22 protein-coding genes are annotated in these 15,849 nt (G+C 65.3%); 12 read left to right on the forward strand and 10 right to left on the reverse strand.

Going from position 1 to position 15,849, the window contains the following annotated elements; all coding sequences use genetic code 11:
- On the forward strand, window positions 1–183 hold a 183-nt coding region (locus tag ACI8UR_RS10205; RefSeq protein ID WP_411714806.1), incomplete at its 5' end, for a hypothetical protein.
- 121 nt (window positions 184–304) lie between these two features.
- Entirely contained in the window at window positions 305–1,117 is an 813-nt protein-coding gene (gene ubaA / locus ACI8UR_RS10210; protein ID WP_411714805.1) for an SAMP-activating enzyme E1, read from the forward strand.
- A 1-nt stretch (window position 1,118) separates the two neighbouring features.
- On the opposite strand, the gene ACI8UR_RS10215 is transcribed toward ubaA, so the two are convergent.
- Together ACI8UR_RS10215 and ACI8UR_RS10220 are read right to left on the reverse strand one after the other, a co-directional pair.
- Entirely contained in the window at window positions 1,119–1,595 is a 477-nt protein-coding gene (locus tag ACI8UR_RS10215) for a desampylase (protein ID WP_411714807.1), read from the reverse strand.
- Window positions 1,592–2,503 (reverse strand): ABC transporter substrate-binding protein, encoded by a 912-nt coding sequence (locus ACI8UR_RS10220; protein ID WP_411714804.1) that lies wholly within the window; start codon window positions 2,501–2,503, stop codon window positions 1,592–1,594. Before ACI8UR_RS10220 ends, ACI8UR_RS10215 begins: the two co-directional genes overlap by 4 nt.
- Before the next feature lie 54 nt (window positions 2,504–2,557).
- On the opposite strand from ACI8UR_RS10220, the gene ACI8UR_RS10225 reads away from it, so the two are divergent.
- Window positions 2,558–3,331, forward strand: coding sequence for a PHP domain-containing protein (locus ACI8UR_RS10225; protein ID WP_411714803.1), 774 nt, complete (start codon window positions 2,558–2,560; stop codon window positions 3,329–3,331).
- Window positions 3,332–3,541: 210 nt separating this feature from the next.
- Here ACI8UR_RS10225 and ACI8UR_RS10230 read toward each other — a convergent pair whose 3' ends face one another.
- Window positions 3,542–4,063 carry an archaemetzincin family Zn-dependent metalloprotease gene (locus ACI8UR_RS10230; protein WP_411714802.1) on the reverse strand — a complete coding sequence of 174 codons (522 nt, stop codon included), beginning with the start codon at window positions 4,061–4,063 and terminating at the stop codon, window positions 3,542–3,544.
- Between the two features lie 39 nt (window positions 4,064–4,102).
- On the opposite strand from ACI8UR_RS10230, the gene ACI8UR_RS10235 reads away from it, so the two are divergent.
- Genes ACI8UR_RS10235 through ACI8UR_RS10245 form a run of 3 tightly spaced genes read left to right on the forward strand, consistent with a single transcriptional unit; the run spans window position 4,103 to window position 5,555 of the window.
- Window positions 4,103–4,501, forward strand: coding sequence for a UPF0146 family protein (locus ACI8UR_RS10235; protein WP_411714801.1), 399 nt, complete (start codon window positions 4,103–4,105; stop codon window positions 4,499–4,501).
- On the forward strand, window positions 4,498–5,361 hold the full coding sequence (locus ACI8UR_RS10240) for a TIGR01548 family HAD-type hydrolase (protein WP_411714800.1): 864 nt from the start codon (window positions 4,498–4,500) through the stop codon (window positions 5,359–5,361). The genes ACI8UR_RS10235 and ACI8UR_RS10240 overlap by 4 nt, the downstream gene beginning before the upstream one ends.
- Entirely contained in the window at window positions 5,358–5,555 is a 198-nt protein-coding gene (locus ACI8UR_RS10245) for a hypothetical protein (RefSeq protein WP_411714799.1), read from the forward strand. Before ACI8UR_RS10240 ends, ACI8UR_RS10245 begins: the two co-directional genes overlap by 4 nt.
- On the opposite strand, the gene ACI8UR_RS10250 is transcribed toward ACI8UR_RS10245, so the two are convergent.
- Window positions 5,552–6,013 carry a hypothetical protein gene (locus tag ACI8UR_RS10250; RefSeq protein ID WP_411714798.1) on the reverse strand — a complete coding sequence of 154 codons (462 nt, stop codon included), beginning with the start codon at window positions 6,011–6,013 and terminating at the stop codon, window positions 5,552–5,554. The genes ACI8UR_RS10245 and ACI8UR_RS10250 overlap by 4 nt on opposite strands.
- 103 nt (window positions 6,014–6,116) lie before the next feature.
- On the opposite strand from ACI8UR_RS10250, the gene npdG reads away from it, so the two are divergent.
- The gene (npdG, locus tag ACI8UR_RS10255; RefSeq protein WP_411714797.1) at window positions 6,117–6,785 is read left to right on the forward strand and encodes an NADPH-dependent F420 reductase; all 669 of its coding nucleotides are present in this window, start codon (window positions 6,117–6,119) and stop codon (window positions 6,783–6,785) included.
- A gap of 8 nt (window positions 6,786–6,793) precedes the next feature.
- On the opposite strand, the gene ACI8UR_RS10260 is transcribed toward npdG, so the two are convergent.
- The 3 genes from ACI8UR_RS10260 to sepF form a co-directional block, all read right to left on the reverse strand.
- The gene (locus tag ACI8UR_RS10260) at window positions 6,794–7,564 is read right to left on the reverse strand and encodes an ABC transporter permease (RefSeq protein ID WP_411714796.1); all 771 of its coding nucleotides are present in this window, start codon (window positions 7,562–7,564) and stop codon (window positions 6,794–6,796) included.
- A complete protein-coding gene (locus ACI8UR_RS10265) occupies window positions 7,564–8,511 on the reverse strand; it encodes an ATP-binding cassette domain-containing protein (RefSeq protein WP_411714795.1) in 948 nt (315 codons plus the stop codon). The genes ACI8UR_RS10260 and ACI8UR_RS10265 overlap by 1 nt, the downstream gene beginning before the upstream one ends.
- Before the next feature lie 102 nt (window positions 8,512–8,613).
- Window positions 8,614–8,967, reverse strand: coding sequence for a cell division protein SepF (gene sepF / locus ACI8UR_RS10270; RefSeq protein ID WP_411714794.1), 354 nt, complete (start codon window positions 8,965–8,967; stop codon window positions 8,614–8,616).
- A gap of 107 nt (window positions 8,968–9,074) precedes the next feature.
- Between sepF and ACI8UR_RS10275 the strand changes: the two genes are divergently transcribed.
- Together ACI8UR_RS10275 and ACI8UR_RS10280 are read left to right on the forward strand one after the other, a co-directional pair.
- Complete coding sequence (locus tag ACI8UR_RS10275) at window positions 9,075–10,805, forward strand: S8 family serine peptidase (protein WP_411714793.1); 1,731 nt, start codon at window positions 9,075–9,077, stop codon at window positions 10,803–10,805.
- 51 nt (window positions 10,806–10,856) lie between these two features.
- Window positions 10,857–11,627 carry a DUF1028 domain-containing protein gene (locus ACI8UR_RS10280; RefSeq protein WP_411714792.1) on the forward strand — a complete coding sequence of 257 codons (771 nt, stop codon included), beginning with the start codon at window positions 10,857–10,859 and terminating at the stop codon, window positions 11,625–11,627.
- Between the two features lie 413 nt (window positions 11,628–12,040).
- On the opposite strand, the gene ACI8UR_RS10285 is transcribed toward ACI8UR_RS10280, so the two are convergent.
- A complete protein-coding gene (locus ACI8UR_RS10285; protein WP_411714791.1) occupies window positions 12,041–12,520 on the reverse strand; it encodes an RNA-binding protein in 480 nt (159 codons plus the stop codon).
- Between the two features lie 99 nt (window positions 12,521–12,619).
- Here ACI8UR_RS10285 and ACI8UR_RS10290 point away from each other — a divergent pair, with 99 nt between their 5' ends.
- Window positions 12,620–13,624: a threonine aldolase family protein gene (locus tag ACI8UR_RS10290; protein WP_415087837.1), complete on the forward strand. Its 1,005-nt coding sequence runs from the start codon at window positions 12,620–12,622 to the stop codon at window positions 13,622–13,624.
- A 6-nt stretch (window positions 13,625–13,630) separates the two neighbouring features.
- Here ACI8UR_RS10290 and ACI8UR_RS10295 read toward each other — a convergent pair whose 3' ends face one another.
- Entirely contained in the window at window positions 13,631–13,810 is a 180-nt protein-coding gene (locus tag ACI8UR_RS10295) for a hypothetical protein (RefSeq protein WP_411714789.1), read from the reverse strand.
- A gap of 77 nt (window positions 13,811–13,887) precedes the next feature.
- On the opposite strand from ACI8UR_RS10295, the gene ACI8UR_RS10300 reads away from it, so the two are divergent.
- A complete protein-coding gene (locus tag ACI8UR_RS10300) occupies window positions 13,888–14,748 on the forward strand; it encodes an ArsR/SmtB family transcription factor (protein ID WP_411714788.1) in 861 nt (286 codons plus the stop codon).
- Window positions 14,749–15,008: 260 nt separating this feature from the next.
- Here the strand turns inward: ACI8UR_RS10300 and ACI8UR_RS10305 are convergent, their stop codons facing one another.
- On the reverse strand, window positions 15,009–15,536 hold the full coding sequence (locus ACI8UR_RS10305) for a metallophosphoesterase (protein ID WP_411714787.1): 528 nt from the start codon (window positions 15,534–15,536) through the stop codon (window positions 15,009–15,011).
- 65 nt (window positions 15,537–15,601) lie between these two features.
- On the opposite strand from ACI8UR_RS10305, the gene ACI8UR_RS10310 reads away from it, so the two are divergent.
- A partial coding sequence (locus tag ACI8UR_RS10310; protein WP_415087838.1) for a cation diffusion facilitator family transporter occupies window positions 15,602–15,849 on the forward strand: 248 nt, incomplete at its 3' end.

Below are 15,849 nucleotides of genomic sequence, written 5' to 3' on the forward strand. Positions count from 1 at the left end.
CCGAGCGCGCTGGCCCCGACCGCGAGGCCGGACGCCTTCATGAACGTCCGTCACGAGAAATCGGTGTTGTCGTTTGTCGTCAACTCATGGGGATGTGCCCGTATCTATCCGAGACACCTCAAAAGGGAGTCTGACAAAACCATCCAGATGGTCGGGGCGAAACCCACAAAATCGGCCGTCTGAAATCCGTGAGGTTCGGAATTATTTCCGTCCGTTCATCGAGGACAGAGTTCGCTTGTCCGGATTTTTGAGGGCAATCACCGCCACCCGCGGGAATTTATAGCCAGCGTCGCTATCCGCAGCCATGGCAGACCTCTCGCTTGATGCCGACCAACTCGACCGCTACTCCCGGCACATCATCATGGACGATGTCGGCCCGGAGGGCCAGAAGAAACTGCTCGACGCGAACGTCCTCTGTATCGGGGCGGGCGGCCTCGGGTCACCCATCATCCAGTATCTGGCCGCGGCGGGCGTCGGCACGCTCGGTATCGCCGACGACGACGCCGTCGAGCGGTCGAACCTCCAGCGGCAGGTCATCCACGGCGACCCCGACGTGGGCCGGCCGAAAGTCGACTCTGCGAAGGATTTCGTCGAGCGTCAGAACCCCGACGTGACCGTCCAGACCCACGAGACGCGTGTGACCAAAGCGAACATCGAGCGACTGCTCGAACAGTACGATGTCGTCGTCGACGGCTCCGATAACTTCGCGACGCGGTATCTCGTCAACGACGCCTGCACGCTCGCGGGCGTCCCGTTCAGTCACGGCGCAATCCTACGGTTCGAGGGGCAGGTGACGACGTTCGAAGCCAACCCCGACGGCCCCTGCTATCGGTGTCTGTTCCCCGAAGCGCCCGAACCGGGCACGGTGCCCGACTGTGCGACTGCGGGCGTCCTCGGCGTCCTTCCGGGTACCGTCGGCTGCATGCAGGCGACCGAGGCGGTCAAGCTCGTCCTCGACTACGGCGAGACGCTCGACGACCGGATGATATTCTACGACGCCGCTGACATGACCTTCGAGGAGATACAGGTCGAGCCCCGGCCGGACTGTCCGGTCTGTGGTGAGGGGGGCGTCGAATCGATAGAGGAGGTCGAGTACGAATCGACCTGCAGTATTTGAATCAGCGAATCACGATGTCGATCTCTTCGCGCTCGAAGCGTTCGCCCGTCCAGCGCCAGCTGCCGATATCGGGCTCCGACGCCAGCGAGACGATGACGTACGAATAGCCGGGCCAGGCCGCAAGCCGGGCGTCGGTTTCGCTCGGCGCCAGCGGGCCCTGTGGGTGGGAGTGATAGAAGCCGACGACGCCGAGGCCGGCCTCGTCGATGCGGTCGAGCAATTCGAGCTCCTCGTCGGGTGCGATTTCGTATCGCGTTCTCGGTGCGGCAGCGGCGTTGTCGGCGCGGTACTGTGCTTCGACCATCGAGGCGTCGTCGCCGCATTCGCGGGTCGCTCCGCTCTCCGCTCGTTCGTTCCAGGTGCTCGCTTCGCTCGCACCTCGTTCTCCTGCTAAGGCGCCGACGACCTCCTCAGGTGCACCCTCGCGTGCGTGGGCGATGAGTTCGTCTCGAATCGCCGCTGGCAAACGGAGCGTCATGCTGTCCGTTTCGACAGCGAGCGGGCCATCCACGCTTCGGGCGTCTCGAAGCCGTCCGGCTGGATAAGCGCCGCAAGCGCCTCCAGCGTGTCGACGACGCGCGGGCCAGGCCGATTCATCAGGTGGTGGCCATCCATCATGTATGCTCGGTTCATCCGGACGGCACGGAGCTGTTTCCAGCCGTCGCGGTCAGTCAGATCGGTGAGGTTCTCGACGGTCTGGTCGAGTTCGAAGCCACAGGGAGCGGCTATGAGAATGTCTGGGTCGTACTCACAGATTTGGGCCCATTCCCGCGGCGTCGAGGCGTCGCCGGGATCGGCCAGTCCGTAGCGCCCTCCAGCGAGCTCGACCAGCTCGGGCACCCAGTGGCCCGCGACCATCACGGGGTCGAGCCAATCGAGGATGGCCACCTCGGGGCGGATTCCGCTCTCCGCGGCGGCGGCCTCGACCGCATCGACGCGGGCCCGCAAGTCGGCGAGCAGTTCGTCGGCCCGCTCGCTTCGGTCGAGCGCCTCGCCGATGCGTCGGATATCGTCGAAGATGTCTTCGAGGCTGTGCGGGTCGGTCGTCAGAAGGTCACAGTCCAGGCCCAGCTCCTCGATGGCCGACTCGACGACGACGGTGTCGACGGCGCACACTTCACAGATGCCCTGGGAGATGACGAGGTCGGGATCGACCTCGGCCAGCGTTTCGCGGTCGATCTCGTAGACACCGCCCGTGCTTTCGGCGTCCTGCACCTGCGCGTCGATGTCGGCGCTCGAGGCGTCCGCGTCGACGCGGGAGTCGACGACGCTCGGCAGGTCGGTGGCCTCCGGCGGGTAATCACACTCGTGGGACGTGGCGACGGGCTCGACCCCGAGCGCGTAGACGATTTCGGTCGCGGAGGGGAGCAGCGAGACGACGCGCATACCACCCGTACGGACGCCAGCGAATTAAAGGAACCCCGCCGCGTCGCCACACACGTGCGCGCCGACTACCACACTCACTCAACGTATTCGGACGGCCGCTTCCTGTGGTCGATGTGCGAGGCGGCCGAGGAGGTCGGCCTCGACGCAATCGGCTTTGCAGACCACTGTAACGTCTCCTCGCGGGAGCGCCAGCAGCGCGCGAAGCACGCGCTCGGGTTCAACCTCGATATCACCTACGAGCGCCGCCGCGAGGCCATCAAGGGGATGCGCGAACGGTTCGATATCGACGTCTACGACGGCGTCGAGATGGATTTTGACTCCCGCGACATCGATGAGATTTCGGCGTTCTTAGACGAGGCGGGGTTTCAGTACGCCATCGGCAGTGTCCATCATCTCGAAGCGGTGAACGTCCACGTCGAGCCGTACTTCGCGAGGAAAAGCGAGGGCGAACGCGCCGACCTGGTCGACCAGTTCTTCGGCGAGGTGGTCGCGCTGCTGGAATCGGAGCTGTTCGATATCGCCGCCCACGTCGACCTCGTCGAGCGGAACCCCGCACTCCGTGGATTCGCGACGGACGACCACTACCATGCCGTCGCCGAGGCCGCAGAGCAGTCCCGCACCCTGCTCGAACTCAACGCCGGCCGCGTGCTCGGCGAGTACGGTGAACTCCACCCGAACCGGGCGTTCCTGGAGGTGCTTGCCGACTACGACATCGAGTTCGTCCTCGGGACGGACAGCCACGAACCGGGCGAAATCGGCGAGCGCAAAGAGGAGATAGAGAAGTTCGTCACGGCGCACGGGCTGGAAACCGTCGAGCTGGGGCTGTAGACTGTTCAGCGGTCGGTTCGGAGCATCCGCGCGACCGAAGGGAGCGCGGTTCGCGGCGGCGCGAAGCGCCGCCGTAGCGCCGACCGACTAACGCGGCGCCGAAGGCGCCGCGGCTGGAGGGAGGCGCGCATATTTTCCCCAAGTTTTTGTCGAGAACCGGTGTCGAGCGCTTCGCGCTCGACCCGCGTTCTCGTGCAAAAAGTGGGAGTTCTAGAGCACAATCCGCTGACAGGAGCCACAGAGGTTCTGCTCTTTGACATCGACCTCGCGGACGGTCGGCGAGAAGTTCATCACACAGCGGGAGTTATCGCAGTGTTCCAAGCCGAGCGTGTGGCCGATCTCGTGGACGACTTCCTTCCGAACGCGGTCGGAGAAGATGTCGCTGGCGGATTTGTTCGAGAAGCCGCCGTCCGAGGACGTCTGGAGTCGGTACGTCGAGATGACCGAGCCGTTCCCCGAGAGGTACGCGAGGCCGAACACGTAGTTGCGGCGCCGGTAGTAGAGGTCGTTCGGCGTGACGGCGATGTTTTTCTCGCCGTTGCCAACGCGACCGGCGAGTTCGATGAACTCCTCGGCGCGGTACTGCTCGCGAGCGGGGTCGAACGCGCCGTCGGGGACGGGCTGGCTGTCGTGGATCGTCACTTCACAGTCGTACACGGAGCGCAGCCCGCTAGAGGCCTCCCGCTTGACGACGGCCGGGAGGTCACCGACCGGCACGATGTCGACGTGCATGGGAAAACGTTAGATACCGCTGTTCATAAACATCCCGACGTGCACACGGATTCGCCGGCTATCGCGGAGGCGCTGGTCGACCGTCTCGCCCGGTACGACACCCTGGTCGAGGTTGGCGTCGGGAACCGCCACGACGTTGCGGCCGGCTTGGCCGCGCGCGGTCGACAGGTCACCGCGACGGACATCCACGAACGGGCCGTGCCCGAGGGGGTGCGGTTCGTTCGTGACGACGTAACGGCGCCGGATGCCGCCATCTACCGTGACGCTGACGCACTCTATGCGCTGAACTGCCCGCCGGAGCTACAGCGGCCACTCGCTACCGCCGCCCGGCGGGCTGACGCTGACTGTCTGTTTACCACGCTCGGTACCGACCCGGCCGTCGTCGACGCGGCGCCGGAGACGCTGCCAGGTGACACGCTGTTCAAAGCCGAATCATGAACGTAGACGCGGTAATACTCGACATCGACGGCGTCTTGGTCGACGTGGCCGACTCGTATCGACGGGCCATCGTCGAGTCCATCGACCACGTGTACGGCGACACCATCGAGAAAGACAACATCCAGCTGTTCAAGGACGCCGGTGGGTTCAACAACGACTGGGAGCTGACGTACGCGGCGGCACTGTACGTGCTTGCACGCCGCGAAAAACCACGGCTCAGCATCGAGACGTACACGGGCCTCATCGCCGCCTCCGGCGGTGGCCTGGAGGGCGCCCGAACCGCCGTCGCCGACGAACTCGAACCGGCCGCCCGCGAGCAGGTGCTTGCGAACTGGGACAGAAGCCGGCTCCGCGATGTCTTCCAACAGCTGTATCTCGGCAGCGGCCTCTATCGCGAACTGGAGAGCGACGACCCCGACCTCGAAACGGAGGGGTTCATCCACGACGAATCCGTTCTGCTCGCGCCCGACACGCGCGAGGCACTCGAAGCGTGGCCACTCGGCATCATCACCGGCCGCCCCGAGGCGGAAGCCGACATCGCGCTCGAACGGGTCGGGCTCGACGTGGCCGACGAACACCGATTCACGATGGACGACTGGGAGGAGGGCAAACCGCATCCACACGCGCTGTTGACGCTTGCCGACCGATTCGACGCCGACAGCCTCGTGTTCGTCGGCGACACGCTCGACGACATCGAGACGGCGACGAACGCGGCGGAGGCCGACCCAAACCGTGAGTTCCACGGCATCGGCGTCCTCACCGGCGGCCTCACCGGCGAGGAGGGGCGCAGAAAGTACGAGGACGCCGGCGCGAGCGAAATTATCGACAGCATCAACGACCTCCCCGAGCTCCTCGAATGACGGGCGAACGCCTGCTCGTGTGGGCGGTCGCGGTCGCTGTCACGGTGGTCGCCGTGCTGGGTTACGTTGCGCCGCCGACGCCGCCGGCTCAACTCATCATCGCGGTGCTCGGCGTCATCGTCGTGGCGCCGCTTGCGTTCGTGTTCGCGCGTCTCCTCTACAGTTTTCGCTCCGAGCGACGCGGCTGGCGCTAGAAGAACAGTTCCGGCTCGTCGTGGGTGAATGTCACCCGACCGCCGCTGTCCGGTGGGCGGACGTGGGTGTACATCGTCCCCTCCGTCTGCGCTCGCTCGGCGAGCGATGCCTCCTCGTCAAGCGACAGGAAGGCCGGCACGACGACTGCGGCGCCGTGGTCGCTGGCCTCGATGGCGATGATGAGGAATCGCAGTCCGTCGTCCTCGTCGCGGAACACGTGTGAGGTGTCGAAGGAAGCGCCCTCGACGAGCGCTTCGAGGGCTTCGAATTCCTCGGTTGGCGCGACAACGTCGAGGCCGAAGGGGTCATCGGCCAGCGGCGTCACGTCTCCCGTCGAGAGGACGAGCGTCTCCCAGCCGTTTTCGCGGTACTCGTCGGCCACGGCGGCCGCGTCGTCCAGCAGTTCCTGCCAACGCTCTGTGGCGGCCGACGGCGGGCCTCGCTCGTCTCCGTCCATACTCGGAGGCGGGGTGCGAGCGGCAAAAGCACGGTGATACCCCGTCCTGGGCAATCGTCTCCGGTCACACAACGGTTAACCCGGAATCGGTCGACGTTCGAGTATGCGAATCGCGCTACTCGGCGGGACGGGCGACATCGGACAGGGACTGGCGCTCAGGTGGGGCTTCGACACCAGCCACGAGATTCTCATCGGCTCGCGCGACCCGGAGCGGGCGCGGACGAAAGCCGAAGAGTACGAAACCGAACTCGACAGCCGCGGCATCGAAACCGAGATGAAGGGCTTCGAGAACGCGATGGCCGCCGACCGTGCCGACGTGGTCGTGCTCGCGGTGCCGGCCTACCACCTCGTCGACACCATCGAGGCCATTGACGACCGCCTCGACGATGAAACCACCCTCGTTACGCCCGCCGTCGGCATGAAACGCGACGAGGAGGGCTTCCATTACAACCGCCCCGGAGCCGGTAGCGTCGCCGCACTCGCCGCCGACGCCAAACCCGAAGACGTCCCGCTCGTCGGCGCGTTCCACAATCTCCCGGCCGACGGCCTCGCGAATCTCGACCGGGAGTTCGAGTGGGACACGCTCGTCTTCGGCGAGGACGACGACGCAAAGAGCATCGTCACCGACCTCGCGGACGAAATCGAGGGGCTCCGGCCGCTCGATGTCGGCGGCCTCGCGAACGCCCCCGAAGTCGAGGCGGTGACGCCGCTTCTCATCAACGTCGCCGTGGAGAACGACGACCTCCACGACCTCGGCATCCGATTCGAGTAATCCGTCCGTTAGTCGATAATGCCGTAGCCGCGCTTGAAGAGATAGATGTCGAGTGCGACGACCGCCGCGGTCAGCCCGCTCAACACCGCGAGCGAGAAGACGGCGTCGACCTCCTGGAAGCCGAGGAAGCCGTAGCGGACGCCACTGACCATGTATACCATCGGATTCAGAAGCGACAGCGACCGGTACAGCGGCGGCAGGATGTCGAGCGAGTAGAAGACCGCGCCAAAGAACACCAGCGGTCGGAGGATGAACTGATTCATCACCGTCAGATGGTCGAAGTCCTCGGCGATGAGCCCGCCAACGACGCCGAGGCCGGCGAAAAGGGTCGGGATAACGAGCATGAACGCCACGAGGAACAGCGGTTGCTCGACGGGAACGGGCGTGAAGACGAGGCCGATGGCGACGATGATGAAGCCGACGATGATACCCCGGAGCGAGGCGGCGAAGATGTACGCCAACACCATCGACGAGTACGACAGCGGCGAGGTGAGCGTCTCGTGGATGTACTCGTTCCAGCGGCCGTGGAAGATGGAAAAGGAGGAATTCTCGAAGGCGTTTGAGATGGTGCCCAACACGACGAGGCCGGGCAGGATGAAGACGATGTAATCGAAGCCCGCGATGTTGTCGATGCGCTGGCCCAGGATGACGCCGAAAACGGCGAAGTAGAGGACGTTGGTGATGGCTGGCGGCAGGAACGTGTTCTTGGGCCGGCGAACGAATCGGAGGATTTCCCGCTTCAGAAGCGAGCGGAAGCCGACGCCGAAGATGCCCGCCATCACTGCGGCACCTCCAGTTTCTCGGCTTCCTCATCGACGCGCGTCATGCCGACGAAGACCTCCTCGAGCGAGGCCCGCCGGATGTCGAGGTCGAGCACCTCGTAGCCCTCGTACTCCAGTTCGCGGAGCAGGGCGGGCGCGACGCGGCCGCCGCCCTTGGCCGTGACGACCAGCGAATCGCCCTCCATCCGGGCGTCGATGACGCCCTCGACATCGATGTCGGGGACTGTCTCGGGCGCGTCAGCGAGGGTGAGATACACCTGGTCGGTGCCACGGGCCCGGAGATCGTCGGGCGTGGCGACCTCGACGACGCTGCCATCGTCGGTGATGGCGACGCGGTCACAGAGCCGTTCGGCCTCTTCGATGTAGTGGGTCGTCAGGAGAATCGTCGTCCCCTCGGCGTTGAGCCGTTCGATGACACGCCAGAGGTCACGGCGGAGCTGGACGTCGACGCCTGCGGTCGGTTCGTCCAGGATAAGGAGCTCGGGGTCGGTGACCAGGGCGCGGGCGAGCAGGAAACGGCGCTTCATGCCGCCGGAGAGCCAGTCGAAGCGGGTGTCGCGTTTGTCCCAGATACCGACGGTTTTCAGCGCCTCCTCGGCGCGGCGTTCGGCCTCATCCGGCGGAACGCCGTGGTAGCCGGCCTTGTGTTCGAGCACTTCGTGAATCGGGAAGAAGCGGTCGACGTTGAACTCCTGGGGGGCGAGGCCGATGCGGTCGCGGGCCTCCTGATACTCCGCTTCGACGTCGTAGCCGAACACCTCGGCGGTGCCACCATCCTTGCGGACGAGGCCGACGAGAATGTTGATGAACGTGGTTTTGCCGGCGCCGTTCGGGCCGAGCAAGCCGAAGAACTCCCCGCGTTCGACCTCGAACGTCATCCCGTCGAGCGCCTGCACATCGCCGTATGACTTCCGCAGGTCGTCGGCACGTATCGCGGGTTCCATACGAAAACGGGGGCGCTCGGCGCGGTTAAGGCTGCTGAACCGCGGTTGATGAGACGCGGAGAAAGCGGCGGGGCGCGGCGACTTTCGAGCGGGGTCGCGGCCTTATCGACCCAGTTTGGCCCGAGAGATGCCCACGCCACCGGGCGTGATGATGATCTGGTCGTCCTCCTTCTGGACGATATCGCCGCCCACCTCGTGGGCGACCTGTTTCAGCTCATCGGAGATGTGTTCCATCGTCCGGTCGGTCGTCGTGTGCCGCGTGATGTCGGCGACGACGATGTCGCCATCGTAGACGGCGTCTTTGATATCGACGACGTCGTTCTGTTCGCTGATGTCGGCGAAGTGAACCTGGACGGTTGCCTCGCCGGCGTCAGCGTCGAAATCATCGATATCGAGTTCAACGTAATCCTCGGCACTGTTCGTATTTCCGCCGAGAAGTTTACTCATGAGACCCATACCTCCGACAGGGACGGCTGATGGCATAGGTTTTACGTCCGACGGCGTTCGTTCACGCGCCGTTCGTCTGACGAAACCGTTATCATATAGGTGTGCTAACAAAACCCATGGAGCGGAATCTTACTCGCCGACGAACGCTTCGCATCGCCGCTGCGGGGGCGACTACGGGGGTACTGGTCGGCGGTGGAAGCGCCGAAGGGGGTGCACCTGAACGCATCGTCGGGACGACCGGCGACCGGGGGTCACAGGCGGCTCGCAACGAAGCAGAGTCGGTACGGCGGACGCTCCGGTTGGGCGCCATCGGGCAGGCCGTCGCCGGCCGCTTCTCGGATGAGGCGGTTCGCCGGCTCCGGAGTCGGGGCGACGTCAGATACGTCGAACGCGACGGGACGATGGAGGCCATCCAGACCCTGCCGTGGGGCATCGACCGCGTCGACGCAGACGTGCTCCACGGCAACGGCGAGACGGGTGCTGGAGCGGATATCGCCATCATCGACACCGGCATCGATGACGACCATCCCGACCTGCAGGCCAACGTCGGCGCAGGAACGGCGTACGTCGATTGTCGGGGACGGAACTGCAACTATCCGTGGTCGGACGACAACGACCACGGCACTCACTGTGCCGGCATCGCGGACGCCGTAAACAACAGCGAGGGCGTCGTGGGCGTTTCGACGGAGGCGACGCTACACGCGGTGAAGGTACTCGACAAGAACGGCTCCGGGTCGTTCTCGGACGTCGCGGCGGGCATCGAGTACACCGCCGACCAGGGATGGGACGTCGGCAGCCTCTCGCTCGGCGCCTCCTCAGGGTCACAGACCGTGAAAGACGCCTGCCAGTACGCCTACGATACGGGCGTATTGCTGGTGGCAGCGGCCGGCAACGACGGCCCCTGTACCGACTGTGTCGGCTACCCCGCGGCGTACTCGACCGTCATCGCCGTCAGTTCGACCGACGAGGACGATTCGCTCTCCTCGTTCTCCTCGACCGGACCGGAGGTCGAGTTAGCCGGGGCAGGTGGCGACATCTACTCGACGGTCATCGGTGGGTACGACACGTTCTCGGGAACCTCCATGGCCTGCCCGCACGTCTCCGGTGCTGGCGGCCAGTTGATGGCCAACGGCTACACGAACACCGAGGCCCGACAGCGCCTCCAAGACACCGCCGAGGACATCGGCCTCACCGACAATGAGCAGGGATACGGCCTGCTGGACGCCGAGGCGGCCGTCCTCGACGGCGGCGGCTCCAACGACGCCCCCAGTTGCACCATCGTCATCCCCGGCGACGGCAACACGGTGAGCGGCACGGTCACGGTGCAGGTCGACGCCAACGACACGGAGGACGACGACACCACCCTCGACGTCGAAGTGGCCATCGACAGCGGTACCTACCAGAGCGCCGCCTACAACAGCGACTCGGGCTCCTACGAGTACGACTGGGATACGACGGGCGTCTCCGACGGCGACCACACCGTCGACGCCCGCGCGACCGACAGCGACGGCGCGACCACGGACGCGAGTCAGGTCACCGTCACCGTCGACAACGAAGCGGACAGCGCGCCGACCATCGACACGTTCGCACTGACGGACGACAGCAATCCGCAGTGGACGCGGTACGACGTCGACTGGGCCGTCTCCGATGGCGATGGCGACCTCGCGACGGTCACGTCGGAACTGGTCGATGGATCAGGGAACGTGCTTGACTCCGATGAGAGTTCAGTGGGCGGTGGCAGCGCCTCGGGCACCCATTACGTCGAATCGAAGACCACGGCCAGTGAAGTCGTGTTGACAGTAACCGACAGCGCCGGCAACAGCACGTCGGATTCAAAATCAATCTGAGAAGGTTCCGGGGGACGCACCTTTTTGCGGCGCGACGACGGTGAGCCGAGTATGACATTCAGTATCTGCGTCCGCGAGGAGTACGAGGACGACGATGGCGACGAACAGATTCGCTTCGGCGTCACGGTGACGACCCGTCTGGCCGGCGTCGGCATGCTCTGTCCGTTCGTCAGCGAGAACGGCGCCGTCGCTACGCAGAGTCTCGTCAACGTCGAGTTGGGTGAGCGAGGCATCGAATACATCGACGACGGCCTCGCGGTCGAGGACGCCCTTCGATCACTTCTGAACGCCGACGACGGCGCCGAGAACCGCCAGCTCCACGGCGTCGACAGCGAGGGGTCGTTCGTCTTCTCCGGTGAGGAGTGCAAGCCCTGGTACGGCCACCATGACGGCGGCAGCTACACCGTCGCCGGGAACCTCCTCACCGGATCGGCGGTCATCGACGCCGTCGCCGAGGCCTACGAGGAGAGCGCGCCGCCACGCGGCGCGGATAGTCGAGCGGAGACCGAAGGGAACCGCGAGACGGGCGACAGGGAGGAACCCCTCTCGAAACGGCTCATCGACGCGCTCGCGGCCGGCCACGCGGAGGGCGGCGACAAACGCGAGGAGCTGCCGATCCAGAGCGCCGCGCTGCTGGTCGAGTCGACCGAAGACCGGCCCATCGACCCGGCCTACGAGAATCTTCGGGTCGACGCGACCGAGACGCCCATCGAGACCATGCGCGAAACGTACGAACTCGCCGTGCAGGGCCACGAGGACGCGATGGCGAAGTACGAGGAAGCCTACGAGGAAGACGAGATGTCGGAGACTGACGAGGACTGATACTGCCGGACGTAAGTAATTGAACTATAGAGCTGCTCATCCGGTCTGTAATGGGGTAGAGAAGCAATCTACCTGAATATATCTTTACGAACTTACGTCCGGTAGTATGAAACCACGTCACCTGGCGGATGAAGGGCGAGGGGGCTACGGGAGTCCGAACCCGCAAGCACCGCGCGTGAGCGGAGCGAACGCTTCGGAGCGCAGCGCGGTTCAGACGACCGTAGCCCGCGAGGGCTTCGATAATCGTTCTCGTTGCAGTCGCCGACAGCAAGCAAAGAGGCCTCTGAAGCCCGCGCTCTTGCCTGTCCTTCCCGAAAATACGTGTTAGAAACGTCTACGCGGTGAAGGACCTCGGGGACAAGCCCCGAGGCACTCGGCCTGCCCCGCCTGTAGAAAGGTGGAGCCAGGCAAAATCACACATGGAACTCATAGAGTTCGTCGCCGACGTGATGGCAGTTCTCGACGACCTTGCCGGCATCACCGACCATCTCCTCGCCCGCAGCCTCGGCGCGGCCGACGGCGAGGGCCTTGTCGTGGGTTTCCTCGACGACGATGACGAGGTCTCCGGGGTCGATGTCGTTGGTGGCCCCGGTGATGCCGGGGCGCATGATGTTGGCGCCGTCGGAGACGAAGGAGATGGCGCCGGCGTCGACGGTGACGACGTGTCTGTCCGGCGGGTGCTCGTTGGCACCGCGGACGGTCAAGAACAGGTCGCCGTCGAAGGAGGCGACGAGCGGTTCGCCGTCGACGAGAACGACCTCGCGGTCGGTGTCGTCGAACTCGACGCGTTCGTAATCGTCGCCGTCGAGGTCGACCCCGAGATGGTCGGCGAGGTCCTCCTCCAGCTCCTGAATCTCGTCCGAGCGGAGGTGGTGCCGTGACTTCACGTCCATACGCGTACGTCCGCCCGTGATGGATTAAAAACCGCCGGTCTGAGCGGGCGCCACTTCTGTCCCGCCAGCGCTAAGACGCCAGCACCCCCTCATCGGAGTATGATCGACCTACGGAGCGACACGGTGACGAAACCGTCGCTGTCGATGCGGGAGGCGGCCGCGGACGCCGAGGTCGGCGACGACGTCTACGGCGAAGACCCGACGATAAACGAACTGGAGGCGTCGGTCGCCGATGTCCTCGGGATGGAGGCGGCGCTTTTCGTCCCCTCGGGGACGATGGGCAACCAGATCGCTGCCCGCGTCCACACCGAGCGCGGGCAGGAGGCTCTCGTCGAGGCCGAGAGCCACATCTACAAGTGGGAACTCGGCGGGCTGGCCCAACACTCCGAGTTACAGACCCGCACCATCGACGGCGGCGAGCGGGGAGTCGTCACACCCGAAGCCGTCGCCGAGGGCTACGTCGAGGCCGACGATCACCAAGCCGGCACCGGCCTGCTCTGTCTCGAAAACACCCACAACAGCAAGGGTGGGACGGCCATCGCCGCCGGCCGCATCGATGCGGCGGCGTCGGCTGCCCACGACCGAGGCGTGCGGGTGCATCTCGACGGGGCGCGGCTGTTCAACGCCGCGGCGGCCCTCGACGTGGAGGCGTCGCGACTCACGCGAGAGGTCGATTCGGTGATGTGCTGTCTCTCGAAGGGGCTCGGCGCGCCCGTCGGATCGATGCTCGCCGGCAGCGAGGCCTTCATCGAGCAAGCCCACCGCGTCCGAAAACTGTTCGGTGGCGGGATGCGGCAGGCCGGCATGATAGCTGCGCCGGGGGTCATCGCCCTCGAGAACCGCCATCGGCTCGGCGACGACCACGCAAACGCCGAGCGACTGGCGGCGGGGCTCGACAAACTCGACGGGTTCTCGGCGCAGGAACCGGAGACGAACATCGTGTTAGTCGAGACGGACGAACCCGCGGAGGCGTTCCTCGACGCGTGTGAAGAGCAGGGCGTCCTCGGTGTGCCGTTCGGCGACCACGTCGTCCGGTTCTGTACACATCTCGACGCCGACCGCGAAGACATCGAGGCGGCGGTACGGCGGGTCGAGAACCGCTGACTGCGGCTATTTTCGGCGCCCTTCGCGCATCCCCTCAGTGAAGCTCTTGACCGTCCGGCGGATGAGCAGGAAGAACATGAACACGAGGAGCAAAAGCACCGCGATGATGCCGACGAGGACGGGGCTGACGTCGCCGACGAGCGGGGCGGATTGGGGGACGACCGAGCCCATCACCAGAGGGAGCATGTCGGGCGGTTACGCCGCGACGGCAAAGGCGTTTCGGGGAACAAAATTCATGCCGCCGGCTCTGAAACAGTCTGTAGATGAGTCTCCTGCCCTCCAGTCCGGATATCTCACCGGACAGCGAGCCACGGGTTGTCGGCCTCGACAGCGAGGAGGCCGACGACCTGATGGCTGCCCTCTCCTCGGAGACTGCCCGCGGACTACTCGCAGAACTGCACGAGGAGCCAGCACCGCCCGGTGAGTTAGCCGACCGCATCGATACGTCGCTGCAGAACGCCCAGTACCACCTCGAAAACCTCGAAGATGCCGGTGCCATCAAAGTCGCCGGCACCGCCTACTCCGAGAAGGGCCGTGAGATGAACGTCTACGGCCCGGCCGACAGCCCGCTCGTCATCTACGCGGGCGAGAAGGAACGCGCCTCGGGACTCCGGGCTGCGCTGTCGCGGCTGTTCGGCGGCTTCCTCGCGCTCGCGGTGGGCGCGCTCGCGATTCAGGAGTTGTTCGGCCAGAGCATTCTCAACCTGACCGAGGACGAAGCCGCAGCGCCGCCCGCTGAAACGGCCACTGCGACACCGACGCCGGAATCCGAAGGTGGCGATGCTGGTGGCTTCGACACCACCAGTACGACGCCGACCGAGACAGCCGCCGAAACGGAGACGGCGACCGACACGCCGGTCGCTGCCGACACGAGCACCGCCGAGGCAACCGGGACGCCCACACCCGCGTCAACGGACACGGCGACAGAGGCGGCCGAGCCGATGGCGACAACGACCCCGACGCCGACGGAGGTGGCCGAGGCCGCACCCGCCTCCGGCAACGAACTGCTCGATTTCTTCGAGGCGCTGGTATCGACGGGGCTGCCGCCGGGGGTGGCGTTCTTCCTCGGCGGCGCGACCGTGTTGACAGTCGTCGTCGCGGTGACGTATCTCCGCGCGCCCTGACGCCTTTCGATGGCTAAAACTGCAGTTTGACCTTACGGTGGTGCCTTATCAACCCGGGTTGTTGGTCGTGTTGCGCTGAACGCTTCGGCCCTCCATCCCGCTGGCGTTTGCCCTACCCCCCTGTCCGACGGGCGTTCGGCGCGCCCTCCTTCATACTGCCGGACGTACGTTCGTAAAGATCTGTTCGAGTAGATAGCCTGTCTGCCTCAGTACAGACTGTATGAGCAGCTATACAGTTCAATTAGGTACGTCCGGCAGTATCAGTCTCCGTCCGGTGGCCGTGGCTCGACGATGAACCGCTCGAACACCTCGCCCGACGGTTCCACGAGCCGGCCGTGTGCGAGGTCATCCTCGTCGTCCCACTCCAGTTCCGCGTGTGCCGGCCGATTCCACCGGGGTTCGGCGTGGCTGCCGGGGTTGAGCAACGGCACCGTTGCCTGAACGGCCTCCGGGTCATGTGAATGGCCGAAGATGACGAGGTCGGCGTTGGACTGACGCCCGAGCATCGCCAGCGACGTTTCGGCGTGTTCGTGGCCGTGGACGACGACGATTCGAAGCCCCGCCCACTCGACGACGCGCTCCGCCGGCAAGCGGTCGTGGATGGCCGGCGGGTCGTTGTTGCCGGCGACGCCGCGGAGGTCACAGCGCGCTTCGAAGGCATCGAGTACGTCCGCAGTCATGTAATCGCCGGCGTGGACGACGAGGTCGGCCGCGTCGACGGCGTCCTCGGTGCGGCCGTCGAGCCGCGGGGACTCAGTGCCGTGGGTGTCGGCGAGGACAGCGAGCATACCGGCACTTCGACCTGGGAGGTGATGACAGCAACGGCTTAGTGGCAGCCTCCAGAGAACGGAACATGGCAAGCGGCAGTACCGGCGTCGTCATCGCAGCGATGGTCGCAAACGGGGGCATTGCGGTGCTGAAGTTCCTCGGCTTTCTTCTCACCGGCAGCCCCTCGATGCTGGCGGAGACATATCACTCCATCTCCGACACCGGCAATCAGGTGTTGCTACTGGTCGGCATCAAATACAGCGAGCGGGAGCCGACACAGATCCACCCGTACGGTCACGGGAAGGCGCAGTTCTTCTATGCCTTTCTCGTCTC

This window comes from Natronomonas sp. (genome assembly GCF_047616845.1).
Lineage (GTDB): Archaea > Halobacteriota > Halobacteria > Halobacteriales > Haloarculaceae > Natronomonas.

What these genes read in the sequence shown, in the direction of transcription:
- ubaA (WP_411714805.1), top strand. Translation starts at nt 305, where the DNA reads ATGGCAGACCTCTCGCTTGATGCCGACCAACTCGACCGCTACTCCCGG.
- ACI8UR_RS10215 (WP_411714807.1), bottom strand. Translation starts at nt 1,595, where the DNA reads ATGACGCTCCGTTTGCCAGCGGCGATTCGAGACGAACTCATCGCCCAC.
- ACI8UR_RS10220 (WP_411714804.1), bottom strand. Translation starts at nt 2,503, where the DNA reads ATGCGCGTCGTCTCGCTGCTCCCCTCCGCGACCGAAATCGTCTACGCG.
- ACI8UR_RS10230 (WP_411714802.1), bottom strand. Translation starts at nt 4,063, where the DNA reads ATGCACGTCGACATCGTGCCGGTCGGTGACCTCCCGGCCGTCGTCAAG.
- ACI8UR_RS10240 (WP_411714800.1), top strand. Translation starts at nt 4,498, where the DNA reads ATGAACGTAGACGCGGTAATACTCGACATCGACGGCGTCTTGGTCGAC.
- ACI8UR_RS10245 (WP_411714799.1), top strand. Translation starts at nt 5,358, where the DNA reads ATGACGGGCGAACGCCTGCTCGTGTGGGCGGTCGCGGTCGCTGTCACG.
- ACI8UR_RS10250 (WP_411714798.1), bottom strand. Translation starts at nt 6,013, where the DNA reads ATGGACGGAGACGAGCGAGGCCCGCCGTCGGCCGCCACAGAGCGTTGG.
- npdG (WP_411714797.1), top strand. Translation starts at nt 6,117, where the DNA reads ATGCGAATCGCGCTACTCGGCGGGACGGGCGACATCGGACAGGGACTG.
- ACI8UR_RS10260 (WP_411714796.1), bottom strand. Translation starts at nt 7,564, where the DNA reads ATGGCGGGCATCTTCGGCGTCGGCTTCCGCTCGCTTCTGAAGCGGGAA.
- ACI8UR_RS10265 (WP_411714795.1), bottom strand. Translation starts at nt 8,511, where the DNA reads ATGGAACCCGCGATACGTGCCGACGACCTGCGGAAGTCATACGGCGAT.
- sepF (WP_411714794.1), bottom strand. Translation starts at nt 8,967, where the DNA reads ATGGGTCTCATGAGTAAACTTCTCGGCGGAAATACGAACAGTGCCGAG.
- ACI8UR_RS10275 (WP_411714793.1), top strand. Translation starts at nt 9,075, where the DNA reads ATGGAGCGGAATCTTACTCGCCGACGAACGCTTCGCATCGCCGCTGCG.
- ACI8UR_RS10280 (WP_411714792.1), top strand. Translation starts at nt 10,857, where the DNA reads ATGACATTCAGTATCTGCGTCCGCGAGGAGTACGAGGACGACGATGGC.
- ACI8UR_RS10285 (WP_411714791.1), bottom strand. Translation starts at nt 12,520, where the DNA reads ATGGACGTGAAGTCACGGCACCACCTCCGCTCGGACGAGATTCAGGAG.
- ACI8UR_RS10290 (WP_415087837.1), top strand. Translation starts at nt 12,620, where the DNA reads ATGATCGACCTACGGAGCGACACGGTGACGAAACCGTCGCTGTCGATG.
- ACI8UR_RS10295 (WP_411714789.1), bottom strand. Translation starts at nt 13,810, where the DNA reads ATGCTCCCTCTGGTGATGGGCTCGGTCGTCCCCCAATCCGCCCCGCTC.
- ACI8UR_RS10300 (WP_411714788.1), top strand. Translation starts at nt 13,888, where the DNA reads ATGAGTCTCCTGCCCTCCAGTCCGGATATCTCACCGGACAGCGAGCCA.
- ACI8UR_RS10305 (WP_411714787.1), bottom strand. Translation starts at nt 15,536, where the DNA reads ATGCTCGCTGTCCTCGCCGACACCCACGGCACTGAGTCCCCGCGGCTC.